This window comes from Rummeliibacillus sp. G93 (genome assembly GCF_023515935.1).
In the GTDB taxonomy this organism is placed as follows: Bacteria; Bacillota; Bacilli; order Bacillales_A; family Planococcaceae; genus Rummeliibacillus; species Rummeliibacillus stabekisii.
In genome coordinates this window covers 2,221,920-2,236,043 of sequence record NZ_CP097314.1, presented here as the reverse complement: position 1 = coordinate 2,236,043, position 14,124 = coordinate 2,221,920, and the positions used below count along the sequence as shown (strand labels likewise).

Below are 14,124 nucleotides of genomic sequence, written 5' to 3'. Positions count from 1 at the left end.
GAGTGATCTTTCTATGTGTTTTGCTAAACGTTTTTTATACATAATTTTACTATCCTTTATCCTGTCATTGATTTTTTGCAAATTTGACCTTTTTGATGCCACAGCGAAGCAAAAAGATTACACTATCTCACCAAATACGAAACCTCTCAATAAGAAAATACAAGGCTATTCCACTTATACAAAAGAAACGAAAAACTACTACACCATTCGATCTTATTTAGAGGAGCTGGAAAAAAAGGGTGGAGGCAAGCTTGTATTGAAAAAAGGCAAATACTCTATTACCAATACATTATTCGTACCTTCAAACGTAACTATTCAACTAAATAACGGAGTGATTTTGAAAAAGAGTATGAATACGGGAAGCGGGAACACATTAAAGCCTTCGTATTCCATGTTCCAATTGGTAGCGCCTAGCATGGTAAAGAAGATAGGCATGCAATATGATTATAACGGTTCTACAAATATCAATATAATAAGTGGTGGAAAGGCCACCATTGATTTGAATCATCAAAAAAATGTAAATGGAATAATCGCAGGACATAATGAGAACCTGCTTATTAAGAATATTCAATTCCTTAACGCGAATGAAGGGTATTTTATACAATTAGCCGCTACAAAACATGCGACCATTCAGAACAACACATTCCTTCATCAACATTCTTCTTCCAAACCAGTCATCAGTTTGGACACAGCAGAAGAAAAGAATGGTAACTATCAGGTCAGCTGGAGTATGTACGATGGAACGCCGAATGTGCATACGACAATTGAACAAAACTATTTCTACGATATTTACCAAGCGATTAGTTCAAAAAATGCTACAGATGGAAAGCCTCAAAACAAAATCGTAATTCGAAAAAACAAAATAGCTCACGCAAGCTCGAATATGATTGTGATGAACAACTGGCGTCTATCAACAGTTGAAGACAACACTCTAGAAGATGCAAAAGGCTATGGGGTTTATGTTTTGGGATCCTATAAGCCTGTCATCCGTCTGAACCAATTGAAAAAAATGAAGATTCCCGTCAAGCTAGCAGAGTATACTTCTAATGGCACAGTGAGCGAAAACACGGTCACTCTTAGCAATAAAAAAGCACTTGCTTCGAATAAGGGTGAACAGCTTAAAGAATATGCCATCCCCATCGAACACGACCAGTTTTTAGAAAAAATTGAGATTACCAATCTAAAGGATCTTAATAAGGCTGTATATACTGTCACCCCAAAGTCAGTTACCTTAAATAAGGAATACCTCTTACGTAATTCTTATACAGACCAGACAAAGCAGTACTATGCATTGCGCTCTTACATGGAGCAGCTTGAGAAGCAAGGTGGCGGAAAGCTTGTTTTTAAAAAAGGAAAATATACGATTACTAATGTTTTATATGTGCCGTCCAATGTGACACTTGAGTTTGAAGATGGCGTCGAAATAATTAAAGGTGATCATACAGGGAGTACGACCATCAACCCTTCTAATTCCATCTTCCAGCTGATCCGGCCTTCTTTATCAAAGAAAGAGCGTGTTGTAGGTGGCCATAAAGGTGAAAAAAATATTCGCTTTATTGGCAAGGGGAAAGTGATTTTTGATCTGAAGTTCAAATTATTCAGCTTTGCGATTATCATGGGGCACAATAAAAATGTAGAGATACAAAATATACAGTTCAAAAATATGAACGGCGGGCACTTTATTGAAATGGACGCCTCGGAAAATGTAATCATTCGAGATAACGAATTTTTCAATTCCATTCCATCCGCTCGACATGTGAAAGAAGCAATTAACCTAGATACACCGGATAAAACAACTCTTGGGTGGAGTTCTGAATGGAGCAATTTTGATCGAACAGCCAATAAACGGATTCTAATTCTCAACAATCGGTTTAAGAATTTAGATCGAGCTATCGGAACTCATAAATATTCAGAGGGACATCCACATAAACAAATCGTTATTTATGGAAATACAATTGATACGACGAGAAACGATGCTATACGAATAATGAACTGGATAAACCCCACCATTGCAGAAAACGTAATAAAAAATGTGGCCAAAGGCGATCGAGAAAAACGTGGTATTCTATCTAGTGGAGCAATTCACCCCAAAATCCAATACAATACTTTTGAAAAAGTGGGCCGCCCCATCCAATTTATTGCTTGGCAAAATACAGGGCCAGGGGAACAATATAAAGAAATTAAAGACAAGCTTTCAAATGCTGAAAAGGAATTACTTAAGACAAATGATTTGATAGATACAGAAGAAGTATTTGCCCGCATTAACAATGAGTATCTAGAGTACAACAATCCAGAAAAAATCTTGTTATTAAACTGGCGCTAATAATGGGTATATAAAAAACATGGTAAAATAAATTTGCGAGATACCCCCATTTTTATGGGGGGTACATAAAAAGAAAACTTCATATGGGAGGTGTTCATTTGGCACAGCTAGTAAAATTGCAAGATTATGTTTCTAGATATGAAAAAGACTTAAAGAGATACACAACCCAATTTGTCCGCCTTAAAAAGGTACAATGGATCCGTATGAAAAGCGATTGGGAGACAGGTAACATTCATGGTGAGCTTGAGGTAGAAGAAGCAGAAGAAAAACCAAAAAAGAGCTTTTTGCCACGTTTTTTCCGTAGAAAAAGTAAAAAAACACAGGATGATGAATACATCGAAGATGGTACAGAAGCTTTTTTTACAAAGAATGAAAAAGAATTAACTGGAGAGTTGGCTCCAGATATGCACGAAGAAGAAAACGCATATACATTTCAGCCGTCTTTCTATTTCGCACCGCAAACAATGGATGATTTAAAACGTATGTATATTGATCAGTTGTTTCAGTTTCAAATGAAATGGGCGAGCTCAACTTTGCGAGAGGAATCACATCTAAACCCGAGATACACACGAGATACGTTGCTGCGTGCATTTACACAACGTTTGCCAGATAGCTATTTATTATTATATCGACCTGTTTTTCAAATCAAACGGGCTCCTGTAGAAGCGGGTATTATCTTGTTAACTCCTACACAATGTCTTTGTATCGGAGTCCTGGAAGAGGAGGTCCAAGCAGCTTTTATTCCAGATGGTAGCCGCTTTTGGACGAAGAAAATTGGCAAGATTGACAAAAAGATTTTAAGTCCGCTAATTGGATTAAATCGAACAGAAAGTATTGTAAAGCAAATTTTTCGAGAAAATGGCATTGAGATGCCTATCAAAAAAATTGTGCTATCTAGAAATGGTTATATTAATGATACAAATACGAGCTTTGGTATCGAATATATCGATAAAAAAACATATCCAGATTGGTTTAGCTATTTGAAGAAAAATTCATCACCTATGAAGGCAATGCAATTAAAAGCAGCGCAATCACTTTTGCAAAACGTATTAACTACTTCGTACAATAAGATTGACCCAGGTGAAGATGCAGCTTCGCAATATTAGTAGGATTTGCAGAGATTAAAAGAAAAAAATACTGATCTTTGTCATCTTTTTGGCCGTAAAGCCCTTGACTCAACCTATAACTTCTTGAATAATTAAATGTTGATTATATGAATAAAAGAAATGAGGAAATATAATGAGAGTTCGTAATAAACCGTGGGCTGGAGATTTTATTAAAGCACACCCTGAAATCATTATACCAAATCCAGAAGAATATAAAGGAAATTGGCAAAAACTATTTGGTAATGACCATCCGCTTCATATCGAAGTAGGATCCGGCAAAGGTCAGTTTATCACCGGAATGGCACTTCAAAACCCAGACATTAATTATTTGGGAATTGAATTATTTGATAGCGTTATTGTAAAAGCTGCTGAAAAAGTGATCGCTGCGGGTACACCAGAAAATGTTCGTTTATTGCTTATTAATGGCGCTGATTTAGAGAAATACTTTACTAAAAACGATGTGGATCGCCTTTATCTAAACTTTTCGGATCCATGGCCTAAATCAAGACATGCCAAACGCCGTCTAACGCACGAAAGCTTCTTGAAAATATATGAATCCATCTTAGTTGATGAGGGAGAAATCCACTTTAAAACCGATAATAGAGGGTTGTTTGAGTATTCATTAGTCAGCGTGTCTCATTACGGCATGCTGCTAAATAAAGTCTCACTTGACTTACATGTGGAAATGCCTGAAGACAATGTGATGACTGAGTATGAAGAGAAATTTTCTTCGAAGGGACAACCGATCTATCGTCTTGAAGCTCAATATCAGCTTAAAAAATAGCTAATATATTTTAACTTTCGCGAATATGAAATAGAAAAAGCGCATGGTAGATCAAGCCATGCGCTTTTTATTAGGAAGAATTTATTGGAAAACGTTTTCTACTAAAGAATAGAATAATGGCCCCTATCATAAGCAATAGATATACTCTAATTTTTCTAAATTATGTTACAATTATAACGGTAGCTACTATCGGTGCTGTCTTAAGTTGAGACTACTAGAAGAAAAAATAAGAGATTATTATTGATTTCTTCATGAGCATAACCGATTTTTCAGTGGTCTTATTACACAAAGGGGGATTTTCAATGGATACATTTCAATTTCATGATATGACGTTAACGTGGTTAAATGGGGGAGTAACCTATTTAGATGGCGGCGCGATGTTTGGCGTTGTGCCAAAGCCTTTATGGTCAAGAAAATATCCTAGCAATGAAAAAAATCAAATTGAACTTCGAACAGACCCGATTTTGATTCAGTATAAAGGGAAAAATTTATTGATTGATGCAGGTGTGGGCAATGGGAAATTTACAGAGAAGCAGCTGCGCAATTATGGTGTGGAAGAGCAATCGAAAATCGATGATAGTTTAAAAGAGTTAGGACTTACAACAGAAGATATTGATATTGTGCTCATGACTCATTTGCACTTTGATCATGCATGTGGATTGACCAAGTGGCAAAATGATGAATTGGTGTCTACGTTCCCTCATGCTAAAATTATGGCCTCACAAATTGAGTGGGATGAGATGAGAGAACCGAATATTCGTTCAGCCAATACGTATTGGGAAGAAAATTGGAAGCCAATTATAGGACAAGTTCAAACATTTGAGGAAGAATTGGAAGTAATGCCTGGCATTACAATGTTCCATACAGGTGGTCATAGTGAGGGACATGCTATTATCCGGCTAACACAAGCAGGAGAAACAATCATCCATATGGCGGACATAATGCCGACACATGCGCATCAAAATCCGCTATGGGTACTCGCGTATGATGATTATCCAATGACATCTGTCTTTGCAAAAGAAAAACTGGTAGACGAAATACTAAAGAACGGCTATTGGGTAAGTTTCTATCACGATGCCCATAAACGATTAATCAAATGGGATCAATCTGGAAAAGAGATTATTGCAGAATTGCCGCGTACGAGAGAGACACATACAACAGCATAACAAAAAATCCCTCATCTTATTTGTAAGATGGGGGAATAGATTAATAAATTATACTTTTACTAAATCGACTACTGAACCTGTTCTTGCATCTGCTGAGAATTCAAAGTTCACGGTTTCTCCTTCTTGCACACGAGATATACCGCCTTTGTATACAGGAATTTCAATGTTTTCTTTGTAAACTGTTTCTGGTTGCATATAAATCCATGAACCATCAATAGGACCTTGTTCTTTAAAAGCTTCTTTTATATTGTTGAGAACATGGTCTGCATTTTCGTACGGACTTACTTTTTCGCCGACCCGTTTTACTACATAAGCAGCTGAAATACCAGTTGCAACGCCTAATAAGAAGTCTCCTAATTTCATTATAAATGCCCCCTTTTCATATATACAGTGTATCACAAATAGATTGAAATGAACATTCAGAGGGTAATAGGATAGGTGGTCATAAAACTTCGCAATTCGAAATATAGAAGTGGAATTTTCCTACTATTTTGTCTACAATAAAAGAGACTGTATAAAGGGAGGCTTCACTGTGAAACAAGATACATTAGAGATGTTTAAGACACTTACTGAATTGCCAGGAGCTCCAGGCAATGAACATGCTGTACGTGCATACATGCGAGCAGAATTATCTAAATACGCGGATGAAATTGTACAAGATAACTTAGGTGGCATATTTGGACTAAAAAAAGGTGACGAAAAAGGTCCACGCATTCTTGTAGCTGGACATATGGATGAAGTAGGATTCATGGTGACAGGCATTACGGATAATGGCATGATTCGCTTCCAAACACTTGGCGGCTGGTGGAACCAAGTTATGCTCGCACAACGTGTGGAGCTTTATACGAAAGACAGCAAGATCCCAGGTGTGATTGCTTCAGTACCGCCACACCTATTAACATCAGAAATGCGAGAGAAACCAATGGAGATTAGCAATATGCTGATAGATATCGGTGCTGACAACAAAGAAGAAGCTGAAAAGGCGGGTGTCCGTCCAGGTCAACCAATTCTTCCAATCTGCCCATTCACACCTATGGTCAATCCGAAAAAGATTATGGCCAAGGCTTGGGACAATCGCTATGGCTGCGGTCTTTCCATTGAATTATTAAAAGAATTAAAAGATGAGGTATTGCCGAATACGCTTTATTCAGGCGCAAATGTAATGGAAGAGGTCGGCCTGCGAGGTGCAAAAGTAGCGGCTAATATGATTAAACCTGATTTATTCTTCGCATTAGATGCAAGCCCTGCAAATGATGCCACAGGTGATAAAACACAATTTGGCCAACTAGGTAAGGGAACATTGCTTCGCATATTGGACAGAACGATGGTTACGCATAAGGGCATACGAGAGTATGTTCTTGATACAGCAGAATCCAATAACATTCCTTATCAATATTTCGTTTCACAAGGCGGCACGGATGCAGGTGTAGTCCACACTTCAAATGATGGTATACCTAGTGCAGTAATTGGCGTTTGCTCACGCTACATTCATACGCATGCTTCTATTGTGCATACAGATGATATTGATGCAGCAAAAGAATTGCTCGTTCAATTAGTAAAAAATGCGGACCGTTCTACACTAGAATCAATCCGTCAGCAGTAGTCATAGATATATACCAGTGCTTGGATTGTGGAAACTATTCATGCCTATTTGATATAGTAAGGGGAGATTTCCTAATAAGGGGATCTCCCCTTAACTTATTGCGAGGAAGTGTTTATGATGAAAGTAGGAATTGGTACAACAAATAAAGCAAAAGTATCAGCGGTAATTTCAGTGGTGACAAAGCATTTTCATGATATATTAACGTTCGAACATTTATCGGTTTCTTCTGATGTTTCTCCTCAGCCTATGTCTACTGAAGAGACAAGGAGGGGCGCTATCAACCGTGCGAAAAAAATGTTGGCAGAGTCAAATGCAGATCTAGCCTTCGGTTTAGAAGGCGGCGTTACGATAATAGAAGATATCATGTACCTATGCAATTGGGGAGCCTTAGCTTTGCCGAATGGCAAGGTGTTAACTGCTGCAGGAGCTCAAATTCCTTTACCGCAAGAAATTGCCAGCAAACTGACTAGCACACAAGAGCTTGGCCCAATAATGGACGAATACACAAAACAGCTGGATACTAGGCAAACTGCCGGTGCGATTGGCGTTTTTACAGATGGATTGATTGACCGCAAAGAGATGTTCGAACATATTCTTCAAGAGCTAGTTGGTCAATACTTTTTCTATCAAAAAAACTCGAAATAGCATGAAAAAACATGATAGTTGCATTGACCTATCGGGCATTCTACAATGAAATTAGTAAAAGTACGAATGGAGGAATGGACATGTTCCGTCAATGTACAAGACTAATGATTTGCAGTGCGTTTGTATTCACTGTAGCAGCATGTAGCAATAATGTGGATACAAAAATTTCAAAAGGCTTTGAAAGTGCAGACCAAGTTTTTGAGCAAAAACCAAAGACAAGTACTGCCTCAACAGAACATCTGCAATTTTATTTGCCAAAGGACTTTACGATTAAATCATCTTCGGATGAAACAAATATACTTCTTAAAAAAGGTGATGAAACTTTTTCATTATTCATTAACCCGCATGAGCCAAAGCAAAGCAAGCAGTTTTACAAGGCTATACAACAAAAGGAAAAGGATGCCATTGTAAAGGAACAGACTTATGAGAAAGACGGTCAATTTGGCTTTGCAAGTGTGTTAGAGGACGATAATCACAATTATCGGGTAGTCGCAGGTACTGGCGGAGTCAAAATTACTGGCGTATCAGGCCAACAAAATATTGACCATACGATTCCTGAGCTAATGGAAATTGCCCATTCTGTACAAATAAAAAATAAGTGAGGTAACGATTAAATGGAAACACTACAATCTGTCGAACAATTTCATGAATTAAAAGGACAAGGGAAGCATGTCTTCTTATTTACTGCTGGCTGGTGTCCGGACTGCCGCTTTATTGACCCATTTATGCCAGAGGTTGAAAAGAAATTTAGCGAATTCACATTTGTTTCAATCAACCGTGATGACTTTATTGATTTATGTGTGGAATTGAATGTATACGGCATCCCAAGTTTTATCGCTTATTCTAATGGGGAAGAAACTGGCCGTTTTGTTTCAAAGGACCGCAAAACTCAAGAGGAAATCGAAAAATTCCTGCAAGCACAATAAAATTCGCAGAGGGACAGTGAGCTATCTGGACTTTTGATAAACAGTAATTTTCCAAAAGGAGTGAGTACGATTAAAGCGAAAGAATTAGTAGCTATTTTAAAAGACCGTCTAGGGGAAACTCACTATGAATGGAAACTAGAAAATAAGACCAACAAATTGCGAATAGACCAACGTTCAACTGGCAAGGGGATGGATCTTTCTCTTGGTGATGTGCTAACTAAATATGATGAGCGCAAAGATAAAGCAATTGATGAAGTTGTCTATACCATTGAACAGACATTCGAGGCATTGAAAGCAGAAAAAGAGCAGGGATTCAAAGATCTCTCGAATGTCTATCCAGTCATTCGTTCTGGTTCTTTTCCTAAGAAGTCTAAAGAAGGACAACCGTTTCTCACCTCAGAACATACAGCTGAAACGGTTATCTACTATGCACTTGATTTAGGCACTACATATAGGCTTATAGATGAGTCAATGCTCAGTCAATTAGGTGTGCCTGCTGAAAGAGTAAAAGAATCTGCACGTTTTCAAGTTCGTAAACTTCCTACACATGTAAAAAAAGATGAGGTAGGCGGCAATATCTTTTACTTTTTGAATGAAAATGATGGCTATGATGCAAGCCGAATTTTAAATGACGCTTTCTTAAAGGAAATGAAAAGCCAAGTAGAAGGGGATATGACGGTGTCCGTACCTCATCAAGATGTTCTCATTATAGGAGATATAAGAAATAATACTGGATATGATGTGCTTGCACAAATGACCATGCATTTCTTTACGGTTGGGGCTGTGCCTATTACCTCATTGTCCTTCATATACGAAGATGGCAAACTAGAACCGATATTTATATTGGCTAAAAATAGAGTGAAGAAGGAGCAAGGAGAATCATGATCGTATCATACAACAAAGAATTTGTAGGGGATGTTTTACTCGTTCAGCTTTCAAGTGAACCTATTGTAAAAACAGAAATCGAAAAACATAACGACCTAGTATTTTTAAAAGAAAAGGCAACAGGTGAAGTCAAAGGCTTTAATCTATTCAATGCAAGCAACTATTTGAAAATTGAAGAAGCAGGGAATGTATCCATTACAGAGGAACTGATCTCTGAATTGAAAGATGCCGTCAATAAAAATGATGCTCATTTAGACTTTGATGTTGATCTGTCTCCTAAATTTGTTGTTGGCCATGTGAAAGAAGTATCTGAACATCCAAATGCAGACAAATTACATATTTGCAAGGTAGATGTTGGCGAAGATGAACCCCTACAAATTGTATGCGGAGCACCAAATGTTGCGGAGGGGCAGCGCGTTGTAGTAGCAAAAGTAGGAGCAGTTATGCCTTCAGGAATGCTTATCAAAGCTTCAGCGTTACGAGGAGTAGATTCATACGGCATGCTTTGCTCAGCGCGTGAATTAGCTATCCCTAATGCTCCTCAAGTTAAAGGAATTATGGTACTTGAGGAAGATGCAAAAGTGGGAGCAGCATTTGAAGTATAGTTATCCCGCCATTATAGCCATATTGGTTGTTTAAAGTAGGATATTTAAATAGAGCTTGAATTAAAATATATAACCGTCTCCAATTCAATTTGGAGGCGGTTTTTTTCAAAGAGATCATCGTTAAGGAAATCTACTGTCCTGGGCTCTGGGTGTTGGATTGACCTAAAAATGAACAAGTAACTCTAGTAAAATATCCCCGCGATTTTTTTCGAATCACCAAATTCTACGTGAAAAAATAGGGAGTTGTGACAGATTCGTCTCAAACGCGTTGCATGAAGCTATTTGTTACTGCTAAAATGTAGTCAATGATTTAGAAAAGAGTGGTGCATATAATGAGTTGGTTTAAAAAAATCGTAACTCGAATTCTAGGCGATGAAGCAGAAGAAACGCCAGGAAAAAATCAGACCTACAATGAATATGAAGAAGATCAACCTTATCAATCATATGATCAATTTGGAGAAAACAATTCTGAAGATTACTATAATGAAAATGAATATGACTATACTGCTTATAGAGATGAAATGATAGAAACAGAACAATCTCAGGAACCGCATCCGTCATTTAACTTTCCAATGGTTTCAGATGAATATGTGAAAGAAAGTAATGAGGAAGAAGCTGAGGACTATAATATTCCTCCTGCAGAGACGTCTGGATTCTTTGAACAGCCAAGGCAGCATACGAAAATCCATTCAACTTGGCAAGATAGACAACAATCTACTGTAAGGCCTAAAGACTATTCTCCATTTAGTCGAGAGCCTAGAGGATTAAAAGGTGTAGTGGAAAAGCAAAGTAGGGAAACCTATAACCCTTTTCGATCAAGTAACGCTAAGCCTATAAAACCAGCTCACGAGCCATACAAGCAAGAGACGAAGTATGAAAAGAAGACATTCAAGCAAGAGACCAAGTATGAAAAAAAGGCAATTTATCCTTCTCAAGAAAAAGAGATAAACAAAGATAGAGAGAAAGAAAAAGCGGATGCGAAGCAAGTAGACTACCCAGTGAAAAAGAAGTTCGTCCCAACAGATGTGCCTTCACCAGTCTATGGTTTTAAGAGACCAAAGCCTCCAAAAGATATTCATAAACTAATAGATGAAAAGGAAAAAAAGGCAAAAGAGCCCCTTCCAAAGACAACAGAAGCTTTGATTGATAGTCATATGAACAAGCAAAAGTCTAATGGAAATGAAACAACAAAAGCAGATTTACCTGCTAGCGGGTCCATAATAAAGCCTGAGTTACCAAAAAATCTAGACAAGGGAATAGAAGAACAAGTAGGACAGGTTCCAAATAATACATCTCAACATATAGTTGAAGAAAAGACTAAAATTCAGCAATCGCCTACACTAGAAAAATTGCCTGCCAAATCAGAAAGTGAACACATGATTGTAGAAACAAATAGGAGTGGGAAAGAAGATTATAAGCATGAAGGCGAATGTAATGAAATTGTGCAAGGACCTGTACATGAAGAAAAAGCGCAGGTAATTGAAACCAACGTTGAAATTGCAGCTGATGCAATAGAAGAACAGGAAGTAATAGAAGAACAGGAAGTAATAGAAGAACAGGAAGTAATAGAAGAACAGGAAGTAATAGAAGAACAAGAAGTAATAGAAGAACAGGAAGTAATAGAAGAACAAGAAGTAATAGAAGAACAAGAAGTAATAGAAGAACGAGAAGTAATAGAAGAACAGGAAGTAATAGAAGAACAAGAAGCAATAGAAGAACAGGAAGCAACAGCAGAACTAGAAGAACTAGAAGTAACAGAAATACCAGAAGAGATAGTACAAAACAAAAATTCAGGTAGCAAAATTCCATTTAATGTGGTCATGCTAAAAACAGATAAGAAAAAATTAGATCCATTTAGCAACATAGATATATCATGGTCAGGAAAGAAGTTGCCAATTAACCAGCCTGTTGTAGAAGAAATAACTAACCCTGTCAACGATGAGACTGTACAAGAAATAGAGACGTTGAATCGGAAAGAAGCAACAGAGGCAAATAGTGTAACTGTTGAAGAGCATGAATTACTAGAAGTACAGAAAGCTGAATTAGAAACAGTGCAAGCATTTGAAGGAGAAATACCTGAAAATGATGAAGATGAAATACCAAATGCAACAGAGCATTCAGGTAGCAGAGTTCCATTTAATGTGGTGATGTTAAAGACAGATAAGGAAAAGCTAAACCCTTACAGCAACATTGAGACACCATTGAGGAATAAAACATCCTTCAGTACTCCTTCAAAACAAGAAGCTGTACAGACTAAAGAAGTGCCAGCAGCTTCAATGCCAAAGCAATCAGAAATAGAAGAAGAAATCCAAGAAGAGATTATCGAAAAGTCACCAGAGGTTTTGCAGGAATCTTATCCAGCTCAGATAGATACGGAAACAGCTTCTATCGAAGACAAAAAAGAGAAAGTCGAATACAAACCTTCTACAGTAAACGAGCATTTGGACGAAGCAATCGCTTATTTAAAGCCGCCTGAAGAGCAAACTGAGGATTTTGGTTGGATGGATGCACAAGGTGAAAAACTGATTGAAGCATTATCTTACTTCCAAATCGATGGGGAGATTGTTCAAATTGTGCAAGGGCCTGCAGTCACACAGTTTGAAATAACGGTAGGCCACGGTGTGAAGGTAAGTAAAATCCGGAATTTGGCGGATGACTTAAAGCTGGCACTTGCAGCAAGAGATATACGTATTCAAGCTCCAATACCTGGTAAAAGCTCAATAGGTATTGAAATACCAAATCGTGCATCACGTGCTGTCCGACTTACCGAAGTTGTAAAACATTCTTCTTTCATTAACTCAGATTCTCCTCTTGAAGCAGCACTCGGTTTGGATTTGACAGGAGAACCGATGACGATTGATTTGCGGAAAATGCCGCACGGAATGATTGCAGGGGCAACAGGGTCTGGTAAATCCGTTTGCATTAATTCACTATTGGTTAGCTTATTATTAAAAGCAAGCCCACAGGATGTTAAATTAATGTTGATTGACCCTAAAATGGTGGAATTAGCGCCATTTAATCATATTCCGCATTTAGTAAGTCCTGTCATCACTGATGTGAAAGCAGCAACTGCTGCACTAAAGTGGGCTGTGGAAGAGATGGAGCGACGATACCAGCTATTTGCACATGCTGGAGCGAGAGATATTACCCGCTACAATAAAATGGTAGAAGCAGAACGTAAGTTTTCTCTAAAGATGCCTTATTTAGTCATTGTAATTGATGAATTGGCTGATTTAATGATGATGTCTCCTCAAGAAGTAGAAGAATCCATTTGCCGAATTGCACAGAAAGCTAGAGCTTGTGGTATTCATCTTGTACTTGCGACCCAAAGGCCGTCTGTTGATGTTATTACAGGATTGATTAAATCTAATATTCCTACACGAATTGCATTCTCTGTATCATCACATGTGGATTCACGTACGATCTTAGATAGCCAAGGCGCTGAACGATTATTAGGTAGAGGCGATATGCTTTATTTAGGTAACGGAATGTCTGCTCCGGTTCGTGTACAGGGAACATTTGTAACGGATGATGAGATTGAAGAGGTTACATCCTATGTAAGGTCGTTAGGCGAACCAGATTACTTATTCCAACAAGAAGAGCTACTAAAAAAAGTTGACTCTATTGAAGAACAAGATGAACTATTTGAAGAAGCCTGCCGATTCATTTGTAGGGAAGGAACTGTTTCTGTATCCTCATTGCAAAGAAAATATCGCATAGGTTATAACCGTGCAGCAAGATTAGTAGATATGATGGAGGCGCAAGGTTTTATTTCAGAATCCAAAGGCACTAAACCAAGAGATGTCTTTTTGACTGAACAAGATCTTGAAAACATATTCAACGGCTCCCATGTATAATATCACGCGTAATTCCCATACTTTATTTACTTTATAAGCATAATGTATACCGCAATAACAGGCGCTTGGCCCCACAATAGCACTGAGAGTGATATAAAGAGGTATAGAAGTGGGGACAACAACCTGTTAATTTTTAATTTAAATACTTTCCTCAGTTAGAGGATCAAGATTACACCGTTAAGTGAAAGTTTCATTTTATTGAAATATACGGATAGTTTAGAACC

Annotated in this window: 12 protein-coding genes; 11 read left to right on the top strand and 1 reads right to left on the bottom strand. The window is 37.8% G+C overall.

All coding sequences use genetic code 11. From position 1 onward, the window contains the following. Positions 1-13: 13 nt before the first annotated feature. The 4 genes from M2M59_RS11135 (at position 14) to M2M59_RS11120 (ending at position 5,379) form a co-directional block, all read left to right on the top strand. A complete protein-coding gene (locus M2M59_RS11135) occupies positions 14-2,323 on the top strand; it encodes a right-handed parallel beta-helix repeat-containing protein (protein WP_249774610.1) in 2,310 nt (769 codons plus the stop codon). Between the two features lie 98 nt (positions 2,324-2,421). Further along, on the top strand, positions 2,422-3,429 hold the full coding sequence (locus M2M59_RS11130; protein ID WP_249774609.1) for an NERD domain-containing protein: 1,008 nt from the start codon (positions 2,422-2,424) through the stop codon (positions 3,427-3,429). Positions 3,430-3,562: 133 nt separating this feature from the next. Beyond that, positions 3,563-4,213, top strand: a complete 651-nt coding sequence (gene trmB / locus M2M59_RS11125) for a tRNA (guanosine(46)-N7)-methyltransferase TrmB (protein ID WP_147196044.1) — start codon at positions 3,563-3,565, stop codon at positions 4,211-4,213. Between the two features lie 302 nt (positions 4,214-4,515). Continuing rightward, positions 4,516-5,379, top strand: a complete 864-nt coding sequence (locus tag M2M59_RS11120) for a YtnP family quorum-quenching lactonase (RefSeq protein WP_249774608.1) — start codon at positions 4,516-4,518, stop codon at positions 5,377-5,379. Between the two features lie 48 nt (positions 5,380-5,427). Here the strand turns inward: M2M59_RS11120 and M2M59_RS11115 are convergent, their stop codons facing one another. Next, on the bottom strand, positions 5,428-5,742 hold the full coding sequence (locus M2M59_RS11115; RefSeq protein WP_066789000.1) for a peptidase M4: 315 nt from the start codon (positions 5,740-5,742) through the stop codon (positions 5,428-5,430). Positions 5,743-5,932: 190 nt separating this feature from the next. Between M2M59_RS11115 and M2M59_RS11110 the strand changes: the two genes are divergently transcribed. The 7 genes from M2M59_RS11110 to M2M59_RS11080 all read left to right on the top strand — a co-directional run bounded on the left by M2M59_RS11110 (position 5,933) and on the right by M2M59_RS11080 (position 13,900). Beyond that, on the top strand, positions 5,933-6,982 hold the full coding sequence (locus M2M59_RS11110) for a M42 family metallopeptidase (RefSeq protein WP_371923815.1): 1,050 nt from the start codon (positions 5,933-5,935) through the stop codon (positions 6,980-6,982). A gap of 114 nt (positions 6,983-7,096) precedes the next feature. Further along, complete coding sequence (locus tag M2M59_RS11105) at positions 7,097-7,627, top strand: DUF84 family protein (protein WP_371923783.1); 531 nt, start codon at positions 7,097-7,099, stop codon at positions 7,625-7,627. 11 nt (positions 7,628-7,638) lie between these two features. Next, positions 7,639-8,229 (top strand): hypothetical protein, encoded by a 591-nt coding sequence (locus M2M59_RS11100; RefSeq protein ID WP_249774607.1) that lies wholly within the window; start codon positions 7,639-7,641, stop codon positions 8,227-8,229. A gap of 12 nt (positions 8,230-8,241) precedes the next feature. Further along, positions 8,242-8,553, top strand: coding sequence for a thioredoxin family protein (locus M2M59_RS11095; protein WP_066788983.1), 312 nt, complete (start codon positions 8,242-8,244; stop codon positions 8,551-8,553). 69 nt (positions 8,554-8,622) lie between these two features. Continuing rightward, positions 8,623-9,438 carry a DUF1444 domain-containing protein gene (locus M2M59_RS11090; protein WP_371923814.1) on the top strand — a complete coding sequence of 272 codons (816 nt, stop codon included), beginning with the start codon at positions 8,623-8,625 and terminating at the stop codon, positions 9,436-9,438. Next, positions 9,435-10,043, top strand: coding sequence for a YtpR family tRNA-binding protein (gene ytpR / locus M2M59_RS11085; RefSeq protein WP_147196040.1), 609 nt, complete (start codon positions 9,435-9,437; stop codon positions 10,041-10,043). Before M2M59_RS11090 ends, ytpR begins: the two co-directional genes overlap by 4 nt. Before the next feature lie 332 nt (positions 10,044-10,375). Continuing rightward, positions 10,376-13,900, top strand: a complete 3,525-nt coding sequence (locus M2M59_RS11080; protein ID WP_249774606.1) for a DNA translocase FtsK — start codon at positions 10,376-10,378, stop codon at positions 13,898-13,900. Positions 13,901-14,124 lie beyond the last annotated feature (224 nt).

Bases quoted from the DNA above. Each gene is read 5' to 3' on its own strand.
- M2M59_RS11135 (WP_249774610.1), top strand. From the start codon at position 14: ATGTGTTTTGCTAAACGTTTTTTATACATAATTTTACTATCCTTTATC.
- trmB (WP_147196044.1), top strand. From the start codon at position 3,563: ATGAGAGTTCGTAATAAACCGTGGGCTGGAGATTTTATTAAAGCACAC.
- M2M59_RS11120 (WP_249774608.1), top strand. From the start codon at position 4,516: ATGGATACATTTCAATTTCATGATATGACGTTAACGTGGTTAAATGGG.
- M2M59_RS11115 (WP_066789000.1), bottom strand. From the start codon at position 5,742: ATGAAATTAGGAGACTTCTTATTAGGCGTTGCAACTGGTATTTCAGCT.
- M2M59_RS11110 (WP_371923815.1), top strand. From the start codon at position 5,933: ATGTTTAAGACACTTACTGAATTGCCAGGAGCTCCAGGCAATGAACAT.
- M2M59_RS11105 (WP_371923783.1), top strand. From the start codon at position 7,097: ATGATGAAAGTAGGAATTGGTACAACAAATAAAGCAAAAGTATCAGCG.
- M2M59_RS11100 (WP_249774607.1), top strand. From the start codon at position 7,639: ATGATAGTTGCATTGACCTATCGGGCATTCTACAATGAAATTAGTAAA.
- M2M59_RS11095 (WP_066788983.1), top strand. From the start codon at position 8,242: ATGGAAACACTACAATCTGTCGAACAATTTCATGAATTAAAAGGACAA.
- ytpR (WP_147196040.1), top strand. From the start codon at position 9,435: ATGATCGTATCATACAACAAAGAATTTGTAGGGGATGTTTTACTCGTT.
- M2M59_RS11080 (WP_249774606.1), top strand. From the start codon at position 10,376: ATGAGTTGGTTTAAAAAAATCGTAACTCGAATTCTAGGCGATGAAGCA.